This window comes from Schaalia sp. 19OD2882 (assembly GCF_018986735.1).
Taxonomy (GTDB): Bacteria; Actinomycetota; Actinomycetes; order Actinomycetales; family Actinomycetaceae; genus Pauljensenia.
The window spans coordinates 848,694-871,079 of the sequence record NZ_CP065521.1 but is presented as its reverse complement, the minus strand read 5'-3'; the positions used below and the strand labels follow the sequence as shown (position 1 = coordinate 871,079).

General features: G+C 67.2%; 21 protein-coding genes and 3 pseudogenes. 13 read left to right on the top strand and 11 right to left on the bottom strand.

Going from position 1 to position 22,386, the window contains the following annotated elements; genetic code table 11:
* Positions 1 to 2: 2 nt before the first annotated feature.
* Together I6B53_RS03855 and I6B53_RS03850 are read left to right on the top strand one after the other, a co-directional pair.
* Positions 3 to 1,634 (top strand): succinic semialdehyde dehydrogenase, encoded by a 1,632-nt coding sequence (locus I6B53_RS03855; RefSeq protein ID WP_216764937.1) that lies wholly within the window; start codon positions 3 to 5, stop codon positions 1,632 to 1,634.
* An 80-nt stretch (positions 1,635 to 1,714) separates the two neighbouring features.
* The gene (locus tag I6B53_RS03850) at positions 1,715 to 2,611 is read left to right on the top strand and encodes an SDR family oxidoreductase (RefSeq protein ID WP_253953959.1); all 897 of its coding nucleotides are present in this window, start codon (positions 1,715 to 1,717) and stop codon (positions 2,609 to 2,611) included.
* A gap of 59 nt (positions 2,612 to 2,670) precedes the next feature.
* Here I6B53_RS03850 and I6B53_RS03845 read toward each other — a convergent pair whose 3' ends face one another.
* Together I6B53_RS03845 and I6B53_RS03840 are read right to left on the bottom strand one after the other, a co-directional pair.
* Entirely contained in the window at positions 2,671 to 3,123 is a 453-nt protein-coding gene (locus tag I6B53_RS03845; RefSeq protein ID WP_216764936.1) for a hypothetical protein, read from the bottom strand.
* A gap of 92 nt (positions 3,124 to 3,215) precedes the next feature.
* A complete protein-coding gene (locus tag I6B53_RS03840) occupies positions 3,216 to 3,638 on the bottom strand; it encodes a hypothetical protein (RefSeq protein ID WP_216764935.1) in 423 nt (140 codons plus the stop codon).
* Positions 3,639 to 3,860: 222 nt separating this feature from the next.
* Between I6B53_RS03840 and I6B53_RS03835 the strand changes: the two genes are divergently transcribed.
* Positions 3,861 to 5,864, top strand: coding sequence for a serine hydrolase (locus I6B53_RS03835; RefSeq protein WP_216764934.1), 2,004 nt, complete (start codon positions 3,861 to 3,863; stop codon positions 5,862 to 5,864).
* Between the two features lie 144 nt (positions 5,865 to 6,008).
* Here the strand turns inward: I6B53_RS03835 and I6B53_RS11220 are convergent, their stop codons facing one another.
* On the bottom strand, positions 6,009 to 6,143 hold the full coding sequence (locus tag I6B53_RS11220; RefSeq protein WP_301554139.1) for a hypothetical protein: 135 nt from the start codon (positions 6,141 to 6,143) through the stop codon (positions 6,009 to 6,011).
* Positions 6,144 to 6,300: 157 nt separating this feature from the next.
* A complete protein-coding gene (locus I6B53_RS03830) occupies positions 6,301 to 7,164 on the bottom strand; it encodes a sulfurtransferase (RefSeq protein WP_216764933.1) in 864 nt (287 codons plus the stop codon).
* A 204-nt stretch (positions 7,165 to 7,368) separates the two neighbouring features.
* Between I6B53_RS03830 and I6B53_RS03825 the strand changes: the two are divergent.
* Positions 7,369 to 7,539: pseudogene (locus I6B53_RS03825) on the top strand (gamma-aminobutyrate permease); the annotation flags it as partial.
* Positions 7,540 to 7,578: 39 nt separating this feature from the next.
* Positions 7,579 to 8,544: pseudogene (locus I6B53_RS11040) on the top strand (glycerophosphodiester phosphodiesterase family protein).
* An 87-nt stretch (positions 8,545 to 8,631) separates the two neighbouring features.
* Here I6B53_RS11040 and I6B53_RS03815 read toward each other — a convergent pair.
* The gene (locus tag I6B53_RS03815) at positions 8,632 to 9,603 is read right to left on the bottom strand and encodes a diaminopimelate dehydrogenase (protein WP_216765319.1); all 972 of its coding nucleotides are present in this window, start codon (positions 9,601 to 9,603) and stop codon (positions 8,632 to 8,634) included.
* Between the two features lie 274 nt (positions 9,604 to 9,877).
* Between I6B53_RS03815 and I6B53_RS03810 the strand changes: the two genes are divergently transcribed.
* Positions 9,878 to 10,318: a Tox-REase-5 domain-containing protein gene (locus tag I6B53_RS03810; protein WP_216764932.1), complete on the top strand. Its 441-nt coding sequence runs from the start codon at positions 9,878 to 9,880 to the stop codon at positions 10,316 to 10,318.
* Positions 10,315 to 11,001 carry a hypothetical protein gene (locus tag I6B53_RS03805; protein ID WP_216764931.1) on the top strand — a complete coding sequence of 229 codons (687 nt, stop codon included), beginning with the start codon at positions 10,315 to 10,317 and terminating at the stop codon, positions 10,999 to 11,001. The genes I6B53_RS03810 and I6B53_RS03805 overlap by 4 nt, the downstream gene beginning before the upstream one ends.
* Positions 11,002 to 11,095: 94 nt before the next feature.
* Here I6B53_RS03805 and I6B53_RS11290 read toward each other — a convergent pair.
* Positions 11,096 to 11,170: pseudogene (locus tag I6B53_RS11290) on the bottom strand (DUF2200 family protein); the annotation flags it as partial.
* Positions 11,171 to 11,235: 65 nt separating this feature from the next.
* Here I6B53_RS11290 and I6B53_RS03795 point away from each other — a divergent pair.
* Together I6B53_RS03795 and I6B53_RS03790 are read left to right on the top strand one after the other, a co-directional pair.
* Complete coding sequence (locus tag I6B53_RS03795; protein WP_216764930.1) at positions 11,236 to 11,484, top strand: hypothetical protein; 249 nt, start codon at positions 11,236 to 11,238, stop codon at positions 11,482 to 11,484.
* A 98-nt stretch (positions 11,485 to 11,582) separates the two neighbouring features.
* Positions 11,583 to 12,524: a 2-hydroxyacid dehydrogenase gene (locus I6B53_RS03790; RefSeq protein WP_216764929.1), complete on the top strand. Its 942-nt coding sequence runs from the start codon at positions 11,583 to 11,585 to the stop codon at positions 12,522 to 12,524.
* On the opposite strand, the gene I6B53_RS03785 is transcribed toward I6B53_RS03790, so the two are convergent.
* Positions 12,466 to 13,212: a phosphatase PAP2 family protein gene (locus tag I6B53_RS03785; protein WP_216764928.1), complete on the bottom strand. Its 747-nt coding sequence runs from the start codon at positions 13,210 to 13,212 to the stop codon at positions 12,466 to 12,468. The two genes, I6B53_RS03790 and I6B53_RS03785, sit on opposite strands and share 59 nt — an antisense overlap.
* A gap of 111 nt (positions 13,213 to 13,323) precedes the next feature.
* Between I6B53_RS03785 and I6B53_RS03780 the strand changes: the two genes are divergently transcribed.
* Positions 13,324 to 14,718, top strand: a complete 1,395-nt coding sequence (locus I6B53_RS03780; protein ID WP_216764927.1) for a glycoside-pentoside-hexuronide (GPH):cation symporter — start codon at positions 13,324 to 13,326, stop codon at positions 14,716 to 14,718.
* Between the two features lie 4 nt (positions 14,719 to 14,722).
* On the top strand, positions 14,723 to 16,639 hold the full coding sequence (locus tag I6B53_RS03775; RefSeq protein ID WP_216764926.1) for an alpha-glucosidase: 1,917 nt from the start codon (positions 14,723 to 14,725) through the stop codon (positions 16,637 to 16,639).
* On the opposite strand, the gene I6B53_RS03770 is transcribed toward I6B53_RS03775, so the two are convergent.
* On the bottom strand, positions 16,603 to 17,760 hold the full coding sequence (locus I6B53_RS03770) for a thermonuclease family protein (protein ID WP_216764925.1): 1,158 nt from the start codon (positions 17,758 to 17,760) through the stop codon (positions 16,603 to 16,605). The genes I6B53_RS03775 and I6B53_RS03770 overlap by 37 nt on opposite strands.
* A 357-nt stretch (positions 17,761 to 18,117) precedes the next feature.
* On the opposite strand from I6B53_RS03770, the gene nhaA reads away from it, so the two are divergent.
* Entirely contained in the window at positions 18,118 to 19,467 is a 1,350-nt protein-coding gene (nhaA, locus tag I6B53_RS03765) for a Na+/H+ antiporter NhaA (RefSeq protein ID WP_216764924.1), read from the top strand.
* A gap of 230 nt (positions 19,468 to 19,697) precedes the next feature.
* On the opposite strand, the gene I6B53_RS03760 is transcribed toward nhaA, so the two are convergent.
* From I6B53_RS03760 to I6B53_RS03750, 3 genes are read right to left on the bottom strand one after another with little or no spacing between them, the layout of a single operon-like run.
* Positions 19,698 to 20,339: a hypothetical protein gene (locus I6B53_RS03760; RefSeq protein ID WP_216764923.1), complete on the bottom strand. Its 642-nt coding sequence runs from the start codon at positions 20,337 to 20,339 to the stop codon at positions 19,698 to 19,700.
* Positions 20,336 to 21,112, bottom strand: a complete 777-nt coding sequence (locus tag I6B53_RS03755; RefSeq protein WP_216764922.1) for a hypothetical protein — start codon at positions 21,110 to 21,112, stop codon at positions 20,336 to 20,338. The genes I6B53_RS03760 and I6B53_RS03755 overlap by 4 nt, the downstream gene beginning before the upstream one ends.
* A gap of 40 nt (positions 21,113 to 21,152) precedes the next feature.
* A complete protein-coding gene (locus tag I6B53_RS03750) occupies positions 21,153 to 21,488 on the bottom strand; it encodes a hypothetical protein (protein ID WP_216764921.1) in 336 nt (111 codons plus the stop codon).
* Positions 21,489 to 21,628: 140 nt separating this feature from the next.
* On the opposite strand from I6B53_RS03750, the gene I6B53_RS03745 reads away from it, so the two are divergent.
* Complete coding sequence (locus I6B53_RS03745) at positions 21,629 to 22,189, top strand: hypothetical protein (RefSeq protein WP_216764920.1); 561 nt, start codon at positions 21,629 to 21,631, stop codon at positions 22,187 to 22,189.
* The last annotated feature ends 197 nt before the right edge of the window (positions 22,190 to 22,386 follow it).

Below are 22,386 nucleotides of genomic sequence, written 5' to 3'. Positions count from 1 at the left end.
CGATGACCCGCGAGGTCATGGACGCCCGCGGCAGGAACGCCCTGCGCATCCTGGGTGCCACTTGGCCCCCGGAGGGCGCCCTCGCCGCTGCTGGGCGCCCCTTCGACGAGGACTGGGCCGGCGCCGCTGGGCGCACTGTGCAGGTCTCCTCCCCCCTGACCGGCGCGCCGATCGGCCAAGTGCCGGCCTTGGGGCGGCATGAGGTCGCCGGCGCTGCCCTTGCCGCCCGGCGCGCCGGCGCCCTGTGGGCGTCCCGGCCCCTGCGTGAGCGCACACGTGTCCTGCTGGCCTTCCACGACCTCGTCTGGAAGCACAGGGACGCTCTGTTGGACCTGGTCCAGTGGGAGTCGGGCAAGGCTCGGGCCCACGCCTTCGAAGAGGTGGCCGACGTCGCCATCACCGCCCGCCACCTGGCGCACACGGCCGCCTCCCGCCTGCGGAGCGAAAGGCGCACCGGCGTCATCCCCGTACTGACCCGCACGGAGGTCCACCACCACCCCAAGGGAGTGGTCGGGATCATCGCCCCGTGGAACTACCCGTTGATCCTGACGGCCTGCGATGCGATGGCGGCGCTGGTGGCCGGCAACGCGGTGATCCTCAAACCCGACTCGGCCACCCCCTTCACCGCGCTGGCGGTGGCGTCCCTGTTCCACCGGGCAGGGCTGCCCTCCGAGGTGTTCCAGGTGCTGCCCGGGTCCGGTTCGGTGGTGGGTTCGGCGATCGTCGACGAGGCCGACGCCGTGATGTTCACCGGTTCCAGCCCCACAGGCGCTCGGGTGGCCGCGCGGGCGGCCGCCCGCCTGGTGGCGGCCTCTGCGGAGCTCGGCGGCAAGAACCCGATGGTGGTTCGGGCGGATGCTCCTGTGGAGCGCACGGTGCGCGGCGCCGTCAAGGCGTGTTTCGCGAACTCCGGGCAGCTGTGCGTGTCGATCGAGCGGATCTACGTGAATGCGCAGGTGTGGGATCGTTTCGTCCCGGCCTTTGTCGAGGCGGCCGGGCGCGTGGGCGTGCGCGCCACCATGGAGTGGACCACTGCCATCGGGCCGCTCATCACCTCGGCGCACGCCCGACGGGTCGACGCCCACGTCCGCGACGCGGTGGCGAAGGGCGCGCGGGTGCTCACCGGCGGATCCTTCTGTCCACAGGCTTCGCCCGACCCGTCGGATCCGAGCGCCTACCTGCCTACGGTGCTCACCGACGTGACCTCCGCGATGGAGGTTTTCGCGGAGGAGACCTTCGGTCCTGTGGTGAGCGTGTACCGGGTGGCCGACGACGAGGAGGCCCTGCGCCTGGCGAATGCATCCCCCTATGGTCTGAATGCGTCGGTGTGGAGCGCCAACGCCACTGCCGCGCGGGCACTTGCGCGCAGGATCCGATGCGGCACGGTGAACGTCAATGAGGGCTACGCGGCCACGTGGGCCTCGCCCGGCGCCGAAATGGGCGGGCGCGGGCGCTCGGGGCTGGGCAGACGTCACGGACGCGAAGGACTGCTGAAGTACACCGAGACCCAGAGCGTGTCCACGCAGCGGCTCTTCGGCCTTCAAGCGCCCTTGGGCATGGGTGAGGAGGCATGGGCGCACCTGATGGGCACATGGTTGCAGGTGGCGCGCCACCTGCCCTTCCTGGATCGTTGACGCCCGGGGGCCGGTCGATTCGGTCGCGGTAGCGGCGTAGTTGCGGGAGAATTCCAAGGTAACGACCCTAGGAGATCCTCGTGTTCGAGCAACCATCGTTCTTGCCGCCTTTCCTGCGTCCCACCGTGGTGCCCGTACGCGGCGCCGTCGTCCTGGTCACCGGGGCGGGATCGGGCATCGGCGCCCTCGTCGCCCGAGGGGCGGCAGCACGGGGAGCCAAGGCGGTCCTCCTGTGGGACATCGACGAGGACGCCGCCAACCGGGTGGCAGCGGACATCGTGGCCGCAGGCGTCAGCGCCCGAGTGTGGTCGGTGGACGTGGCCTCGACGACGTCGGTCAAGGACGCCGGGGCCGGTGTCCTGGAGGAGTTCTCCCGCGTGGACATCCTGGTCAACTGTGCGGGTATCGTCACCGGCAAGTACTTCGATGAACTCAACGACACCGATGTGCGACGCACCTTCGAGGTCAACACCTTCTCCCTGTACCGGTGCACTCGCCCCTTCCTGCCCGGCATGATCGCCCGCGACAAGGGGTCGGTGGTCACCATCGCTTCTGCGGCGGGGCTGGTGGGTGTCTCCCGCCAGACGGACTACTCGGCGTCGAAGTTCGCGGCGATCGGTTTCACCGAGTCTCTGCGCAGCGAGTTGCGCCACCGCGGCTCGCGGGTCCACACCTTGGTGGCTGCCCCCTACTACGTGGACACCGGCATGTTCGACGGGGTGCGCACCAAGATTCCGGCGCTGCTGCCGATCCTGGATCCGCGTCGGGTGGCCGAGCAGGTGCTGGACGCCGTTGAGAAGGGTCAGCAGCGCAAGGTCATGCCGGTGTTCGCCAACGCGGTCATGGCCCTGAAGGTCCTTCCCGTTCCCGTCCTTGACTGGATCACCGACCTGTTCGGGGTCTCGTCGACGATGGACCATTTCGTCGGACGCAAGGTGAAGGACCCGGGGCGAGGGCTTCGCGCAACCGGGCGCTGACGCCTCTGAGCATCTGGCTGTGAGGCTCTGACGGCCGCTGTGGCTCTGTGAGCCCGGCGTCAGCCGCCGATGGGAACCACGAGCATGCTGAGGCCCTTCTGGCCGGCCAAGGTGAGGGTCACGGTCCAGGAGTTGTTCTGGAAGGCGACATTCGACAGGCCCTCCGTGGGCTGGCCGAGGTCCTCGGCGGTGAACCCGGCGGCTTCCATGGCCGCAACCTGGGCGTCGAAGTCCTGCTTAGAACCCTCGGCCCACACGAGCAGGTATCCGCCGCTCTGGTCGGTCACCAGGTTCGGCTTCGCGGAGGGCAGGGGGATGTCGGCGGGGAAGTCCGCAGGCACGTCGACCCCGTCGCCGGTGACGTCAAGGCGCACATCCGACCCGCTGGCCTGCTCTTCGATGGCCTTCTCGATCTGGCGTTCGGCGATGTTCTGGACGGCATTGCAGGCGGTCAGGGAAATGGCGAGCGCCGCGACTCCTGCGATTGCGGCCAAGGACTTCAGTGCCTTCATGGGATTCCTTCCGTGCGGGATCGCTGTGGGGACCAGTGGAGGCCCATGCGACATCATCCCAGAAGTCGTGTCGCTCGACACCTGTGGTCCGGTCACCGCCCGTTGAGAACCAAGCCGACGATGGCGACCAGTGCGCCCAAGGGGACCAGGATCACCGAGCCGTAGGCCTGGAGCGCATTCATGAAGTGGTCGACCTGGAAGTAGGCCTGAAGGAAGGGGAGGCCACCGGTGATCAGTGACATCGAGTTGACGATGTTCCACACGCCCAGCAGCACGCCGACGACGAGCATCGACCATCCGGTACGCGGCATGTGTGCCACCCACGGGGCCACAGGCGCGCCGGGTTGGGCGTACTCGGTGGCGTGGGTGGCCTGCGGGGCGGTGCACTGCACGCCGCTGACAGACCCGTACGGGGACTGCGCGGCCGCGATCTGCGCGGGCGCAGCGCCGGCCTGTTGCATGGCGGTGATCTGCTCGGGGGTCAACGGTTGCCGCGCCTGCTGGGGATTCGACAAGGCAGTCTCACTTCCTGTACTTGTGATCCGGTCAGTATTCCAAGAGTTTCACCACCTTGCAACGACCGTCCAGGGCCCCGTGGACACCTCCGCGCGTCTGCTGGGAACATTGAAGCGAGTCTCCGTTCCGACACGCATGTCACCGATGAAGGAGTGCCTGTGAGCCCCAACCCCCAGTCAGCCACAAGTCGCGTCCTGCCAGGCGTCCTGATACCCATCCGCATGACCGCCCTCGTTCTGGCGGTACTGCTTGCACTGCTCCTGGCCTGCCCGTCCGTGGCTGCTCCTTCTCCCGCCGACCCGCGTACCGACGATCCGCAGTCCGCCCTGCCCGTTCCTGCGGCCCCGCAGTCGGCCGTGGCACCTGCCGGTGGGCTCCACGCCCTCGACGCCGCAGATGCCGAGGCATGGCTGGACGGCCTGATCCCCTCGATCCTGTCCACCACGGATGGACCGGGCGCGGCGGTGGCTGTCGTCAAGGGAGGGAAGGTACTGCTGGCCAAGGGCTACGGGGCGACGGACCAGTGGTCGGCGGGAGACCCGCTGGGCACACCGGTGGATCCGGAGCGCACCCTGTTCCGACTGGGCTCGGTCACCAAACTCTTCACGGCGATCGCCGCCATGCAGTTGGTCAAGGACGGACGCCTCGACCTGGACGCCGGGATCACCCAGTACATCGACGTCCCCCTGGACCTGCCCATGGGCGAGCCGACCGTGCGTGACCTCATGACCCACACGGCCGGCTTCGAGGAGTACTTGGGGCAGATCCTGGTCAAGGACCCGGCTGCGCCCCAGCCCTCTCTCGAAGAGGTCGCGCGCGACCAGCCGGCACAGGTGCACGCACCCGGCACGGTGTCGGCATACTCGAATTACGGAGTGACCCTGCTGGGGCTGATCGTCGAAAAGGTTGGCGGCAAGCCGTGGACTGACACGGTCCGCGACCGGATCCTCGCCCCCCTGGGCATGACGCACTCGACGATGCTCCAGCCCGTCCCCACCGACATCGACGGCTCGGTGGCCCAGGGCTTCACCGACCCGGCCCAGTCCACCGGGGCACAGCCTTTCGAACGCATCGGCATGGCTCCCGCCGGTGGCGGCAGTGCCACTGCCGCCGACATGGCGCGCTTCGCGAACTTCCTGCTTGGCCACGGCCCCGACGGCGTCCTGGACGAGGCGACCTTGGATCAGATGACCTCCCCGGCCATCGACACCCAGAAGGCCCCCTTGTACGCCACCTCTCCCAACACAATGGGCCTGCAATTCTTCGTGACGACGACCAATGGCGTGCGTGTGGTCGGGCACGAGGGCGACCTCACCCAGGCCCATGCCATGGTCTGGGTCTTCCCGGAGCACGACACCGGCTTGGTGGTCATGCAGAACGGGCTCGGTTCGGGCAACAAGGGCGATGTGCGCCCCGTCCTGGTCCAGCAATTCGTCGAGCGGTACCTGGCGGCGCGCCCCGAGGTGCCCGACGCAGCCGCGGGGGCCCACGAGGCCGCCCGGGCCCTGGCCGGCACCTATGTGTCCTCACGAATCCAGTACAGCGGGATCATGCGCACATCGATTCCCCTGTCGGAGGTCACCGTGGTGGCCAACGAGGACGACACGGTGTCCCTGACCGGTTCACCCGCCCGGTGGCGCATGGTCCGTGACGGCGTGTGGCAGGCGGTCGACGGAAAGGGCAGTGGCCCGATCGGCGCCACCTTCGTCACCGACGGAACGACGATCCTGCACGTGCCCGCCCATGAGCTGAGGCGCCAGGAGTTCTTGGACTCCAGCACCTTCTTGTGGCTGGTGCTGGCACTGGCGCTGCCCGCAGCCCTGGGCACTTTGCTGGTCTTCGTCGTGGGTGCCCGCCACCGTCGCCATCTGCTCAAGTTCGCACCCGACTCGCCCATTGTCGACGAGGGCGGCCTGGAGAGGTGGAGCCGCCGCGCGATGGTACTGGTCGGGCTGGGCACATTGCTTGCCTTCATCGCCTTGGCCGTCTTCAGCGCCTTGTCAACGGCAGCTTTGAAGCCCGAGATCGTGAGTTTCAGGGTCGTGCAGGCCGGCTTGGCGTTGGTGGCCCTGGGCGGAGTGGCGGCACTTGCTCGCTTGGTGACGGCCGTGGGCCGTCGCCGGTGGGGCGCCGCACTCTGGGCCCTGTTCGTGGCGGCCGGGACGGCGGCCACGCTCTTCCTGTGCTGGCACCACAACCTCTTCGCCCTCGTCCCTCGGATGTGAGCACGGGGTGGGCCGCCCCGTGCGGCCCGCCCCCCCGACGGACGAATCTCACGGGTTGACGGACGAATCTCAGCGAATGCACGGATCCCCCGGTACCCGCTCGACGAGCGAACGTACCGAGGGATCCTTGCGCAGAAGGTCGGGTCAGCTGCCGGACTGCGTGGTGCTGGTCGAGCCGGACTGGGTCGAGCCGCCACCAGTGTTTCCACAGGCGCTCAGTGAGAAGGCGAGGCCGCCGGCCACGGCGAGCGCGAGAATCTTCGTCGTCACGTTCTTCATCTTCGATGGTCCTTTCATCGGAGGGCGCGGGGCCGCACCCATGGCTCCAAATTTAGGGAAAGTCTGCCACTCCAACAACTCTTGATGGGGAATGCAGATTTTCGTTGACTTGGAGGTCCCCACGTGCTAGCCGGACTTTTCCGCGTGATTCCGCGGCTCAGCCGAGCGCGACTGGCCGATCTGCGTCCGTGACCCATCCACTCCACGAACTGGCATACAAGACGGGGTCGGCAAGGATTCCGCTCGCAGCGCCCGCCAGAGCCGCATGACAGGCCTGGATTCCGGATCCGCAGTACAGGCCGACCTCGACCCCCGGAGCCGCCCCGACGGCCTCGAACTTGGCGGCCAGCTCCGCGGCAGGAAGGAAGCGCCCGGTCTCGTCCACCAACTCCAGGGCCGGCAGTGAGCGCGCGCCGGGAATGTGGCCGGCCACGGGGTCGATGGTCTCGTCCTCTCCACGGAAACGATTCGCCGGACGCGCGTCCAGCAGGACACCGGTCTCGGCGATGCGCGCGGCGCCCTGGGCCTCGACCACGCGGCGCCCACCGGGTCGCACCGTGACATCGCCTGGCACCGGCACGACCTCTCCACCTTCGACGGCTCCTCCACCGGCCCGCCATGCGCGCCAGCCTCCGTCCAGGACCCGCACGTCCTCGTGCCCGGCCCACAGGAGCAGCCACCACGCACGTGCAGCGGCGATCGACTTCCAGTCGTCGTAGACGACGACGGGGCGTCCTGCGCTGACGCCGGCCGCACGCAGGGCCGCCTGCAGGACCTCCACCTCGGGCAGGGGGTGACGGCCGGTCACGCCCGGAACGTGGGGGGCGGCAAGGGCGGTGTCCATGTCCAGGTAGGCGGCACCCGGCACATGCCCCTGCAGGTACTGGGCATGGCCGTCGACGGGAGAGCCGGGACCCGGGTAACGCACGTCAAGGACGACGGGGCGGCTTCCGGGATCCCCGGCAAGCAGGGCGCTCAATTCGACGGCGTCGACAAGGGGCGAGGGCGAGGCTGTGTCCATGTGAGCAGAGTAGGCCAGCTCCGCCCCTCAGGCCCTCACCAGCGCGTCGGCGCACACGTCCTTCGCCCCCGCAGGTCGGCGGCCCAGCCGTTGGACGCCGGGGGCGCCCTCGTCCGCACAGGGTCTAGCGTGACCACGTCACCCGACCGCCGGCCGCACCACAGGAGGACGCCCTTCATGTCCCAGCAGCCCTCCGCCACCCCGATGGATCCCGCCTCGACGTCCACCCCCGCCGACGGGCACAGCGACGCCGAGTCGCGAAAGCTCCGCCGGTCACTGGTCGGCCGTCACCTGACGATGATCGCCATCGGCGGCTCCATCGGCACAGGCTTGTTCGTCGCATCGGGCGCCACGATCTCCCAAGCCGGCCCGGGCACGCTCAGCCAGGGCTCGGACAGGGCCGCCGGCTCCGCCGTGGGCCCCGCGGCGGCAAACCCTCCCGCCTCATTCGACCTGGAATCCCACCGGGGAGGTCGCGGTGAAACCACCGAAGAATCCATGCGGGCCTTCGAGAAGTCCCTCGACCTGGGGGTGACCACCCTGGAGTTCGACATCGTCCTTGCCAAGGACGGCACACCGGTCGTCTGGCACGACCCGGTGGTCCTGCCAGAAAAGTGCAAGGACACTCAAGCCGCAACCGAGGGTGACCCGCAGTTCCCCTACGTGGGCAAACTGGTCCACGACCTCACTTGGGCCCAGCTGCAGACCCTGGACTGCTCCGGCGGGCTCGAAAAGTTCCCCGACGCCGAACAGGTGGCTGGCAACAAGATGCTGCAACTGGCCGACGTCTTCGAGTTGACGAAGAGGCGTGGGGCGGATGTGCACTACAACATCGAGACCAAACTGGAGGCCATCGAGCGCTCGAAGTCGGCCACCCCGCAGGAGTTCGTCGACGCGATCCTGCCGGTCATTGACAAGGCGGGCGTCACCGACAAGGTGATGATCCAATCCTTCGACTGGCGTTCCCTGCCCTTGGTGCACGCGAAGAATCCGAACATTCCGCTGGTGCTCCTGTGGGACGAAACCACATGACTGTCCGGCTCGCAGTGGACGGGTGACATCGACTTCGACGCAGTGGGCGGCGACATCGTCAAAGCCGCACGCCAACTCAATGTCTCCGTGCTCTCGCCCGGCTACTCAGTGCCCTACGGCCAGAAGGCAAAGGACGAGGGCTTCCGCCTGATCGCCGACAAGAAACTGTGCGAGCGCGCGCATGCGGCGGGAATGAAGGTGGTCCCGTGGACCATCAACGACCCCGAAACCATGGCGGCGCAGATCGAAGCCGGTGCGGACGGCATCATCTCCGACCACCCGACCAGGCTGCGTGAGGTGATGGCGCAGCGCGGCATGGACCTGCCCAAGCCCTACCCGGCCAAGTAGGTGGTTCCTGGGCCTGGCGAAGGAACTTGGGACGAGGACGGCGGCGCCCGACGGGAGATCTCCCGCCGGGCGCCGCCACTACGTGGTTCACAGCCAGTGGGCGCGAAGCTCCTGCGGCTCCTTTGCGGACAGGTCCGCCAAGGTCACGTCGAAGACGGTGCGGGCTCCGACCTGGCCGCGTGCGGCCATGCGGGCCACTGCGCGAGCGAAGGCCACCAGCACGGAGCCCGTGAACTCGGGGTTGGAACCCAGCTGCAGTTCGAAGGTCACGTTGGCGGCCACGCCCTCGGAGGTGACGCCGCGGCGGATGACTGTTCCGCCGTGCGGAATGCCCGCGTGGTCGCGCGCCATTTCCTCGGCGGTGACGAAGGTGACCATCGTGTCGTGGTCGGCGAAGTAGTTCGGCATCTGCGTGATCTCACGCTCGATGCGCTCCACGTCCGCCCCTTCTTCGGCCAGGACGTAGCAGTCGCGGGTGTGCATCGAGCGGGTGGTCAATTCGACCTCGTCCCCGTTCTTGACGGCCTCGACGGTGGCCGGGACGGGCAGCGTGTACTGGCGGGCGTCGATGACGCCCTCGATCCGGCGGATCGCGTCGGAGTGCCCCTGCGAGACGCCCGGCCCCCAGAAGGTGGTGGAGGTCCCGTCGGGCAGCACCGCGTCACCGAGGACGCGCAGCATGGAGAACAGGCCCGGATCCCAGCCGGTGGAGATCAGCGCCAGGTGTCCCGCGTCCTTTGCGGCAGCGTCGACGGCGGCGAAGTGCTCGGGGATGCGCGCGTGGGTGTCGAAGGAGTCGACGGTGTTGAAGATGGCGGTCGTCTGCGGGCCCTGGGTCTCCAGGTCGGTGGCCGAGCCTCCGCAGTTCACGCACACGTCGACCTTGTCCGCCCACGCCGCCATCTCGTCCACGTGTGCGACGGGTGCGCCCTTGGTGGTGATGCCGGCGGGGTCGCGCCTGGTGAAGACGACGGCCACTTCCACGTCCTCACACTTCGAGACGGCCTGCTCCACTCCGCGGCCGAGGTTTCCGTACCCGTTGATCGCCACCCTGATCATCATTCCTCCTGAGTTCAGCTGATTCCACGTGCAATCCTGCGACCACAGTGGCGCGGATGCCGAAGTGGTCTCAGGGGACGGACCGGCTTCCTCCGCTTCCCTCACGAGGACGGGGTAGCCCTCCACGACAAGCGTCGGAGGCCCAGAGGTGGTCACGCACTCGTACCATCGAAGAGATCTGCTCGGACGGGCACGAAGCAGCGCGACTGGGCATCGCGGTACCTCCCCACGTGGAGATCGACCCGGCGCGAGACCTCAGGAAGGACATCCACCCATGAAGTACGGCATCCCGAGTCCAAACACAAGACCACCGGTCGACCCGGCCGCTGCCTACCAGCAGCAGATCACCGGAATCCACTACGACGCTTGCGACAACGAGATCAAGTACCGTGTGCGAGGTCCTGTCGGGGACGTCTACTTCGATGGCGCCGTGGAACGGCCAGGAACCTCCACGCCTTTGGTCTACCTGGATGCCAAGTACGGCTTCACACACCTGTTCGACGACCCTTTCGCCCTGAAGTCCCTGTTCACCCGGATGATGCTCGTCGACCAGGCCCGCGCCCAACTGATCGCTGCCGATGCCAGAGGCGCGGTCATCGAATGGCATGTGTCCACCCCCGCGGGCGCTCAAGCCATCCGCGATCTGCTCAATGCCCACGGGATGAAACGCATCGTCGTCATCCACACCCGATCGATCTTGGAGGCCGACCGATGACCTGGGACCTGACCCGATTCTCCGTTCGCTGCGCATGGACGAGAACCGGCGAAACGCCGAAGCGCATTGCCCAGATGACAGAGGCCTACATCGCCGACTTCTCGACCAGGATGGGCGGGGGCAGGTGGGCCTCCCTCGATGGCGCCTGGGACGGCTCGATCGCCAGTTTGACCGCTCTGGTTCGCCAAGGCGTCGAGACCGGCGAAACCCGTGACTCGAATCCAGCGGGGGGCCACGGAGTGTGGATGCGGAGCGTGCACAGCCCGGTGGAGTCGCTCCTCAACGTCTTTGCCGGACAGGCACAGCTGTCGCCCGCTGTGGCATCTCCCGGGATGACCCACGCCTTCGGAACGAAGTCCGACGTTTCGGCGCCCGTGACCTGGGATGCGGCGACCAGGGCTGCCATCACCGCCTTCGACCCCGCATTCGTGGCCGCCCAGGAGAGGGATCTTCTGCGCGTGGCGCCTGGCGAGGGATGGCAGCTACCGATCGCCTACCGCGTGTGGGTCAACGAGAGCGTCGGCCGCGTGCAGCAGGTTCCCGATGGGGTGGTCCTCGAAAATGTGGGGAAGGGCACTCTGGTGTCGGTCCCTGTGGAGTGGCCTGCCCAGCGTGTGCTCGAGCAGATGTCGGAGGTCTACAGGTTGAACGGGCTGGACAGCGTCCCGCTGCTCGCGCAGTGACGTGTGTGACGGTGCGCTCGCGCGCGGCCGCGCTCCCGGGAGGATTCGGGTTCTCCGGGCAGAATCCGGTGTGTCGTAGGGGTGCGGGCCTGTCTCACCCGCGCAGGATCTTGTCCATGGCGCGCCCGCGGGCGACCTCGTCGACCAGCTTGTCCATCTGGCGGACCTGCCGACCGACCTGTTGAGGCGCACGGCGGCATCACTGCTGGGCCCAAAGAGCGGCGGTGAGGGGCCATGACCTCGCCGCAGACACTGAGTGACTCTCAACGCAGGGACTTGGCCGCTTGGGTGGCCGAATGCGCCGAGCCGGGCATCGATCTGGTCGACAACGATCCAACCGCACGTAGGCGCGCGCAGGAGGCCTTGGGGAGGACGCGGGCTTTCGGCCAGGCCGCCTCGGGCCCGTTGGGTCCGGGGTTGCTCAGCAGAGACGTCGTCGGAGAAGCGATTCTCGCACTCCAACTGGCGATCGCCGAAAAGTGATCCGCCGCTCTGCGGACAATCCCTTCACGCCGGGCCCGCGCGAGCCCGCCCGTCGATAGCATTGGGGACATCGAACCGCCGCCCAGGAGGAGGCCACCATGTCCACCGCCAAGGACACCCGAGCCGTCGCCACGATCCCGCAGGAATGGGTGCCACGTGTCGGCCTCGTCGAGGGCGTGGACGTCATCGCCTGGAACCTCGACGCCCCGTCCGAAGCCGTCGCCGACGCCACCTACGTGTGCATGCCCTACCAGGTCGGCGGACACCCATGGCACCAGCTGGCCAGCACCCCGAAGGTACGCACCGTCCAGCTGCTCACCGCAGGTTACGACGACGCCCTGCCCCACCTGCCCCAGGGCGTCGCCTTGTCCAACGGGCGCACCATCCACGAGACGGCGACTGCCGAACAGGCTTTGACGCTCACCCTGGCCAGCCAACGCGGCGCACTGCACTGGGCGGGCAACCACCACATGCAGACGTGGCGCCCCATGGGTTTCGAACCGGGGTTGGCCGACCGGCGTGTCGTCATCCTGGGATACGGCAGCATCGGCAAGGCGATCGCCCGGCGTGTGGCGCCCTTCGAACCGGCTTCCATCACGGCCGTGGCCTCCCGCCGGCGTCAGGGTGACGAGGTCGTCGAAACCGTCCACGGGATCGAGGACCTGCCGTCGATCCTGCCGCAGTGCGACGTCCTCATCTGCGTCCTGCCGGCCACACCCGCCACAGCGGGCTTGATCGATGCCGAGGTGCTCGCGGCCCTGCCCGACGGGGCTCTGGTGGTCAATGTGGGGCGTGGCGCCGTTGTGGACACCGGCGCGTTGGTGGAGGCCTGCGCCAGCGGCAGGATCCGCGCGGGGCTGGACGTCACAGACCCGGAACCCCTGCCCGACCGCCACCCGCTGTGGACCACCCCCGGCGTGCTGGTCAGCCCCCATGTCGGAGGACGCTCAGCGGCCTTCTTCACCAGGGCCGCCAACCTCATCAGGCGCCAGTTGAAGCATGTGGCTGCAGGAGAGCCTCTGGAGAACATCGTCGCCTGAGCCTCCAGCGGCGCAGGTGGCTGCCCAGTGCCACTGTCAGCGGCGCGACTCCTGCCGCCCAGACGAGGGCGCCGAGGACATCACTGGGGAAGTGCACTCCGACCACCATGACCATCCCGGCGATCGCTGCGATGCAGACCACGCCCAGGCCCGCCACGAGGCGGCGCAGACGCGAGGACCTGGACATGAGGACCCCGACTGCCACCAGCGTGGCCACGAATGTCGTGTGACCGCTGGGGAAGGACCAGTCGGTGGGTGTGATGCCGCTGGGGTCGGGCAGCAGGTGGACGAGGGGGCGAGGGCGCTTGAAGACCAGTTTCAGCAGGTTCACCGGCGCCCATGTGATCAGGACCGCCGCCCCGTAGTGGACGCCCACCCACATGTCCTTGTTCTTCACGGCAATGATCCCGGACATCGCCACCGCCAAGGCGATCGCGCCGAAGAGTTTGAGGCTGCGGTAGACGGCATCGGCCAGCGGTCCCACCCACGTCGTGTGGGCGGAGTTGAACCATGCAGTCACCGTCAGGTCACCGCTCCAGGTGCGCGCCCACATTCCGAGGGCGACAGTCAGCGCCACACCGACCAGGGCCGTGCCCAGCGTCAAGGCGTCGACGCGCTTGGAGGCCCACCCGGTCTCGGGTGTTCCTGAGGCAGACGGGACTTCATTTCGTGCGGAGGCCGTGTTCATGGTCGAACCATTGTCCACTGTCCCCCGCCCACTTCGCGACGGGGCCGACGTGTGTCCGCCCTCGTGGTCAAGCGGGCCACGGCGGGCCTTGATCTCAATAGGGTGTTGGCCATGGACCCCAATCCCTGGAGGAACCGCCTGAGCTTCGGCCTGGGCACAGTGGGCCGTGACATGACGGCTGCGCTTGTCGGCGGTTACCTGATCTTCTACCTGACGGAGGTGGCCCACATCGGCACGGCCGCCACTGGGGCGGTCACCGTGGTGCTGGTGGTCATGAGGATCTTCGACGCGGCAAACGACCCGATCATGGGGATGATCATCGACAACACGCGCACCCGGTGGGGAAAGTTCAAGCCGTGGTTGGCGCTGGGCGCCGTCCTGTGGTGTGCGGCGACCTTCGCCTTCTTCATGGCCCCAGACCTTCGTGGGTGGGCCTTCATCGCGTGGTTCACCGTGGTCTACCTGGTCTGGTCCATCGCCTACACGATCAACGACATCTCGTTCTGGTCCATGCTGCCTGCCCTGTCGCAGGATCAGAGGGAGCGTGAGCGCATCGGGTCGGTGGCGCGGATCTGCGCGAATGCGGGCCTTTTCGTGGTGGTCGTGTCGGTGGTGCCGGCAACGAAGGCTCTGGGCCAACTGGTGGGCAGTGCGACCGGAGGCTGGTTGGCCTACGCCGGGATCCTGGTCGCCGCGAATCTGGGGTTCCAGATGCTGACGCTGGCCTTCACCCGCGAGCGCGTGGAGCCCGAGCGTCGACGCACGTCACTGCGTGAGGTGCTGGGCGTGCTCGTGCGCAATGACCAGCTCATGTGGGTGACCGCGTCGATGTTGGCGTACATGAGTGGCTACATGACGGTGACCAGCTTGGGCATCTACTGGTTCAAGTACGTGTACAGGGACGAGGACGCCTACTCGGTCTTCGCGGTGATCCTTGCAGTGGCCCAGTTGGGGGCTCTTGCCCTGTTTCCTGCCCTTCGGGCGCGCCTTCGACGCTCTGAGCTGTTGAACCTGGGCATGGTCTCCAGTGCAGTGGGTCTTGGGGTCTTCTGGTTCGCCGGCTCTTCTCTGGCGCTGGTCGCGGTGGCCGGGGTGCTGCTCTTCGCCGGGCAGGGAATCATCCAGTTGCTCATGCTCATGTTCGTCACGGACTGCGTGGAGTACGGGCAGTGGAGGTTCGGGCGACGCAACGAGTCGATCACCCTTGCCGTCCAGCCCTTCATCTACAAGGCGTCGACGGGGATCTCCTCGGGGTTCATCGGAGTGGCGCTGCTCGTCTCGGGCATCAGTGCCGCACATTCGGTCCCGGACGTGACTCCCGCCGGGGTCCACGCATTCAAACTGGTCATGCTGGTGGTCCCGATCTTCCTGACGGCCTTGGCGTGGGCGGTTCTGCGACGCGGCTACCGGTTGGACGAGGCGCGTTTCGCCGCAATCATGCAGGACCTGCGCCAAGGGAAGCACGAGGCCGCCTCTGACGCCGGCGTGACGAGCCATGAAGGGTGAAGCGATGGCACTGGACCACAATTCGACACTGGGCGACGTCTACGCCCATCCTTTGGGTCGCGACGTCATCGACAAGATCCTCATGCAGATGGGGCGCAGCCCGGCGTGGGTGACGAACCCGCTGGTCCGACGCCTGCGCCTGTCCTGCGTGCGGCCCTTGGTCGCGCGTTTCCTCGGTCCGGACTTCGTCGAGACCTTGCTGGCGCTGCTCGGCGACTGCCCGCCCTCTCCCCCACTGGCCGACGCTCCCGTGGCACCCACATGGTGGAAGAAGGCGGTCTTCTACCAGATCTATCCGCGTTCCTTCGCCGACAGCGACGGGGACGGCATCGGCGACCTGCGCGGCGTCATCGGGCACCTGGACCACCTGGAGGACCTGGGCGTCGACTGCCTGTGGCTCTCGCCGATCTTCGCCTCACCCAATGTGGACATGGGCTACGACATCTGCGACTACCGGGACGTCATGACCGAGATGGGCACGGTGGAGGATCTGCAGGAGCTGCTGGATGAGTGTCACCGGCGCGGCATGCGACTGATCCTGGACCTGGTGGTGAACCACACCTCCGACCAGCACCCGTGGTTCCGTCAGGCACTGGCGGACCCGCAGGGCCCGTACGGCGACTTCTACTTCCTTCGCCGGGCCGATGCTTCAGGCGCCCCACCCAACAACTGGACGTCGTTCTTTTCCGGGTCGGCGTGGAGGCGCATCGGTGACATGTGGGCGTTGCACCTGTTCGCTCCCGAACAGCTCGACTTGAACTGGGACAATCCCGCGGTGCGGCGCGAGGTCGCCGACATCGTCCGCTTCTGGGTGGACCGGGGCATCGACGGCTTCCGCCTGGACGTCATCAACTACGTGTCCAAGCGCCCGGGCCTGCCCGACGGGAACGCGGCGATCGGCCGGCTCATGGGCTTCACCGGGGTCGAGCACTACTTCCACGGTCCTCACCTGCACGACCACTTGGCGCAGCTGCGTCGCGAGGGCTTCACCCGTCCCGGCCAGGACGCAGGGCACGAGGCGCCGGGCCAGGACGCCCGACCCGTCATGGTCGGCGAAGGGCCGGGGGTCGGGATTGAGGTTGCCCGGCTCCTGACCAACGCCACACGCGGCGAACTGGACCTGGTCTTCAGCTTCGACCACTTGGAGACTCCGGGACATGTCCGCTGGGACGACTACGCCTACGACCTGAACTTCCTCAAGCACTACTGGATCGACTACCAGAGGCGTTTGGGCAGCGACGACTGGCAGACCCTGTTCTTCGAGAACCACGACAATCCACGGATGATCTCGAAGGTGAATCCAGATCCGGCTGTGCGCGCACCCCTCGGCAAGGCGCTTGCCACCCTGCTGCTGACCATGCGTGGCACGCCCTTCATCTTCCAGGGTCAGGAGATCGCCTCCGTCAACCAGGACTTCCCCGGCGCCGAGGCCCTGCGTGACGTCGAGTCATTGAACCTCCTGGCCGAAGAAGGCCCCACCGCCTGGGGCAAGATCGTGACCGGGTCCCGCGACCATGCGCGCACCCCCATGCGGTGGAGTCCGCAGCCCGGCCTCGGCTTCACCACCGGAACTCCCTGGATCGCCGGGTACGAGGATTCGCAAGGGTTCACGGTCGCCGAGCAACAGACGGACCCGGACTCGGTGCTCGCCTTCCACCGGGCTCTCATCGCCCTGCGCCGCGCCCACCCTGCACTGTCACTGGGGAGGATCGTTTTCGTCGACGAGGGCGTGCGCGACTACTTCGCGTACTTCCGCGAACACGAGGGCGAACGCCTCTTCATCGAGGTCAACCTCTCCGGGCGCCCTCTGCCCCGCCGCCACGCGGACAGGCCCTTGGAGGTGCTGCTCGGCACGGCGCCGGACCGCCGTCGCCCGATGGCCCCCTACGAGGCGATGGTTTGTCGGGTACTGCGCGGCTGACTCTCTCGGCCTTCAGCACGGCCGCCAGGCGCGTAGCACCGAGGTCCCGTGTACCCGGGGTAGGGGGAAGCATCATGTCCCTCGTCTTCACCGTCGCCGGACCCTGCCCGGGGTTCGGGAAGCGGATCGGGGTCAGGTGTACGGCCGGGCTCCGGGTCGGGAACGTGAACCGGATCCGGATCCGCTGCGGCCTGCTGCGCCGCCTGTTCTTCGGCTTCGCGCTCGGCGGCTTCCCGTGCGGCCTGCTCGGCTGCTTCACGAGCCGCACGTTCCTGCGCGGCCTTCTTTGCAGCAGCTTCATCAGCCTTCTTCTTCGCTTCGGCGGCAACCTTCGCCGCAGCTTCGTCCTGGCGTCTCTTGACCTCCGCCTTCAGCGTCGAGGCGGCGTCCTCGATGTCGCGCACTTGCGCCGAGAGCCTCTTGACGTCCCAGGCGGCCCTCATCCACGCGGTCTCATCAGTGTGGGGCAGAGCATCCATGAGGTCGCGCAGACGAGCGGCGTCGGTCGAGATCGCGTCGAAGGAACCAATTTGCAGATCTTCGGGAGGGGTCGACGTGGCTGCGGCATATGAGTGCACCAATGAGGTGACCCGGGCAGGCAATGTGCAGGAGGTGTCGGCGTCGTACAGGCCCACCGCTGCCTTCTGAGCGCGTTCCTGTGCGGCCTTCACTTCTGCGTAGTGTTCGGTGTTCGGCTTGACGAGGACTGCCACGCCCAAGCCGGCCTCGGCGATCGCCGCGTTGACGAGCGTGCCGTTCTTGCGAACGCCAGCCAGCAGTCGACCGTACTCGTCACTTCGCTCGATGTCGAAGTCGAGAGTGACGGCCTGCCCTGCTGGCAGCAGATCCGTGAGGAATGCAGTGGCCTCCGGTCCCAAGCACTGGACAGCCTTCTCGGGATGCTTGGTTTCCGGGGTGTCAATGTTCAGCAAACGCACGATGGCGCTCCTGCCTGCCAGCTGGACCTCGATGGTGTCTCCGTCGATGACCCTGGTGACTGTTTCCGATTGCCCACCTTGAGGTCCCACAGCACTGACGAAGGCCACCGCAGCTTCAACAGCCACGGTGGCAGCCGCGAACCCGGCAATCACCTTGAGGCCCGATCCCGCAATGCCGTGCATGGACAATCCTCTCCTCATCCAAACTGGCCACCCCCGTCTCATCGGAAAGTGGCGTCGTGTTCTCCTCTCGCGGGATGCTACCGAGTACAGCGAGTGGCCAAGTCGCCCCACGGCCCCGAATCGTTGCGCCGACCGGGCTCCAACTCCTCCGACTCACTTGTGGTCCTCACCTCCGCTGCCCTGTCGAAGCCGCACGGCGAGTCGCAGGTGCGGGCCCTCCCCCCGACCTCGTCCCACATTGACTAAGCTGCACGAACGCCCGCATTCGCCGCGAGGACAGGCCTCGTGGGTCCGCGACGCCCGACGCGCAACGGACTGCCCGCCCGACGGAGCGATTGCTCGACGCCCGAGGACACGATGCCCAACCCCACGCAGGACACCACCGGATCCCGTTCCGTCCGCCGCGCCCTGCCGCGCCCCTCATGGCTGGAGATCAGCCACATCAACGAGGTCCTGCGCAAGGAAACCGTCGGAGGGATGCTGCTGGTGGCGGCCACAGCCATCGCCCTGCTCTGGGCGAACCTGTCCCCCACCACCTACGGGGCACTTCGCGACTTCCACGTGGGGCCGGCAGCGCTGCACCTGAACCTGTCGCTGGGACACTGGGCAGCGGACGGGCTTTTGGCAATCTTCTTCTTCCTGGCCGGTCTGGAACTCAAGCACGAGTTCGTGGCCGGATCGCTGAAGTCCCCCGCCAAGGCCGCTCTGCCCGTTGCCGCAGCCGTGGGCGGCATGATCGTGCCGGCGCTGCTCTTCACCGCCTTCAACCTGGGCGACGGCCAGGGCGCCCTTGCAGGCTGGGCCATCCCGACCGCCACCGACATCGCCTTCGCACTGGCGGTCCTGGCGGTGGTCGGCACCCAGTTGCCTGCGGGCCTTCGGACCTTCCTGCTCACATTGGCGGTGGTCGACGACCTGCTTGCGATCATCGTCATCGCCGTGTTCTACAGCTCGGACCTGCAGCCGCTCTTCCTGGCGGCAGCAGCGATCCCGCTGGCCCTGTTCGCGGTCCTGGTCAGGCGCCGCATCACCCATTGGTGGCTGTTGTTCCCGCTGGCCTTCGCCACATGGATGTCCATGCACGCCTCGGGCATCCACGCCACGGTGGCCGGTGTCCTGCTGGGCTTCACCGTCCCCGTCCTGCGCGAGGGTGTGAGCGGGGTGCGCGACATCGCCCACGAGTTCGAGCACCTCTGGCGACCGATCTCTGCGGGCTTCGCGGTTCCCGTCTTCGCCTTCTTCGCCGCAGGCGTGACCATCGGCGGCGCGGAGGCCCTGGGGGCGGCGTTGACGGACACGGTTGCCCTGGGCATCGTCGTCGGCCTGGTGGTGGGCAAAAGCGTCGGCATCTTGTCGACCACTTGGCTGATGGCCCGTTTCACCCGCGCAACCTTGGATCCTGCCCTGTCGTGGATCGACGTCCTGGGAGTGTCGGTGCTGGGCGGCATCGGCTTCACCGTGTCGCTGCTCATCGGTGACTTGGCCTTCGGCGACTCGGGGGGCCGGGGCGAGGTCGTGAAGATCGCGGTCCTGCTGGGCTCGCTGTCGGCCGCTGGCTTGGCCTCGGTGATCCTGGTGCTGCGCAACCGCGTGTACCGGCGCATCAACGAGGCCGACGCGGTGGACGCTGATCACGACGGTGTTCCAGACGTCTACGAGCAGGATGAAGAGGACAGTGGAAGCGGCACGGCGGATCGCTTTGTCTGACGAGGGCGGAGTGCCCGTCCCTACGACTGTGGTTCCCGTGCGAGCTTCGGGTGCGGACGGGGCGATTCAATGCCGGTCCCGCCGCGCGCAAAGTCCGTCTGCACCGTGACTGAGGCCGGCTCCTCCACTTGAAACCTGGACTTCGCAGTTGCAGCGCCCTGTTCTTGCCGCCGGCAAAGTGCCGGAACCGGCGCCGGGCCACGAACGCCTTCGTCGCCCGGCTGCGTCGACTACCAGATCGCCTTGATGATCACCGACAGTAGTAAGACACACGCTATGGCCATGAAGTGCCTTTCTCCGTAGGACAGCACAGGTGGCCCCGGCAACGGCTCAAGACGGTGCCAGAATTCCTCGAACCATTCCGGCATCTGTCCCCCCGCTTCTTCCCCCTCATCCTCGGCCACGTCAACATGGTCATCCTCATCGTCGACATGGTCATCCTCGTCAACATGGTCATCCTCATCCTCATCGTCGAACCCCGAGTACTCGATCGCCTGCCAAAGCGGATAGGTGACGAAGATCGGCAGGGCGGCTTCCTGCTCCAGCACTGTGACGATGGACTTGTGGTTCTCCGCGTAGAACCAATAGCCCGGAACATACTTGTCTTCGTCGCTGACTTCTTCCTCGGGGGTCTCGGGGAGCAGCCCCCTCCGGTTCAATCTCCCGTACCTGTCGGTGAACACCGCCTGCAGTTTTTCGCGCAGCCGCAAGAGTTGTCCGCGTCCGGTCTCGGTGCGAGAGTAGGGCACGGGCTGCCAAAACACCTGGTGCACCAAATCTTCGCAGTAGTGGACGACCACGCCGGGCACGGCCCACGGCCCCACAGGCGCAACATAGCGTTGTACGGTCTCCTCTTCGCTCTCCACCTTCACCCAGCCGTGCTTTTCGGCCAGCGCCAGTACGAAGGGGCTTCCGCCGCTTCTTCAACTGCGGTGAGGTCCGCAACCAGGGCGGTGATTTGTCGCAGCACCTGGTCCTCATCGAAGCCCCCGCCAGTGGCGGCCTGTTCATCCACTACGCTCAGCACGCTTCGGCCCCCGATTTCCGTCAGGGTCATGACCCGGTTGCCGGCCTGCCACTGGTACTGCCACCCGCCCTCGATCTGCGTGCTGACGGCCTCACCGAGGTGATGCTCCATGCCCTGGCGCGCCTCGCCCTCGCAGGCGAATGCGGGCAATTCGATTGAGAGTTTGCGCTTTCCCGGGCCCTCGCTGCTCACGGTCACGGCCGGCGGCGCAAAGATCACGCCCAGTTGTGGTCGCCCACCAGGATGGCTGACTGTCTCCAGTGCGCCACCCCCGGCAAGGAAGAAGTGTTCAAAGGACCCCGACAGGCGCAGCCAGCCCATGTCGTTGGCAAATCGCAGCAGTCCGCCAAGGCTCACCGGCCATTCTTCTGCCCCCATGGCGTCCACCAGCGCGAAAAAGCCGTCCCCATGAATCAGAGCCGGTGTCATCACGGGGGTGATCGCGGCAGCGGGAGGAATCTCGGCGGACTCAAAGGCCTGTGTGGCCCACGGGACGGCGCCATCAGGGCGCCCGGCGGCGGAAAAATCACTGGCAGAAGGAAAGTCGGCGGCGGCGTTGAGACGGGTCACCCAAAGATCGCTCACCTCTTCCCCTTTCGAGACCAGGTGCAGGCGCACTCCTCCTGGCAAGGCCCACCACCGATAGGCGGTGACCTGGTCATCGGCAGTGGCGGTGACGGGCGCGCCGTAGTGCCGCTCCAGGAAGGCCGTCCGCCTCGGTCAGGCATTCTCCCATCGCCTCCCCGGCCGAGTTCCACGCGCCCGCATGTCGTTTGAGTGTGCCGGCCAAGTCGAGACGGTAGGCGGTGATTCCACGCTCGTCGTGCAGGGCGTTGAAGTCGAAGGCGGCAGGGTCAAGTGCGGGGCTCGTGACCGCGGACTGATCCATCGGCCCGCCGCTTTCACCCCGCTCCAACGGCAGCGGCCATGCCGCCTCACCTGCGGCTTCCACGAATGCGGCGATCTTGCCGGTCAGGTTGTCAAGTGGTCTCATGGTCCCTCGCTCCCCATCCGTCCCTCGTAAGTGTGACACGCACACGGCTGCGGTCCTTATGCTTTACACAATCCATTCACAGGGGGAAACCATGCAGCCGATGCCCGCCGAGGACCAGCAAACGCCACCCACCGACGCCGGTGCCCACGCGGAGCGGTCCACCGGGGGGGCGGCTGAGCGCCCTGGCTGCGCACTTGGTGGGCTTGGCGGCTTCCACGAAGTTCTTCCTGTACATGGGCGGTTACCGTCTGTTCCAATCCTTCATCTGGAACGGCCGGACCACCGGTATGGTCTCCCTGTCGATTCAGCGCGGGCCCGAAATCTTCTTCGCCGGGATCGCGCGTTCCTGCCAGACGTACTTCTTCTACCGACCAGCCGAGCAAGCCCTGGAGGGCGGCGCCCACTTGTTCGCCCCGTGCGTGGAGCCCGCCACCCGCCTCACGGTGGCCTTCAACCCCGCCGATCCCACACAGGCGGTGCCCGTGCTTTTCACCGCCCAAGAGGGGTTCTTCGTCTCCTTGGGCATGGCGCTGGTGGCGTACTCCGTCTTCTTGACCATCGCCGCCCAGGTCGCTCCCCTGCCGGTGGCCTCTACAACGAGCCCGTGGACCGAGGGCGCAGTCCTGTTCTCCCACTTCTACAGCAATGCCTGGATGCGGATGATGCAGGACAGCAGAACGACCATTCGCCCCAGCCTGTAGCGCGCTGCCCACTTGGCGCGCCCTTTCTCCTGCAGTCGGTGGCAGACCCGCCGCGGCTGGGGCAGGCATCCGCTTTGCCCCCAGTCCCCGATCTGGCCGACGTGGGCCATGGGCGCTCGCAGGGTCTGCACGCCGGCCGGTCTTTGAGAGAGCACAAGTCACGCTTCTGGGCGCAGCTTCGGGCACGGCTGCCCTCG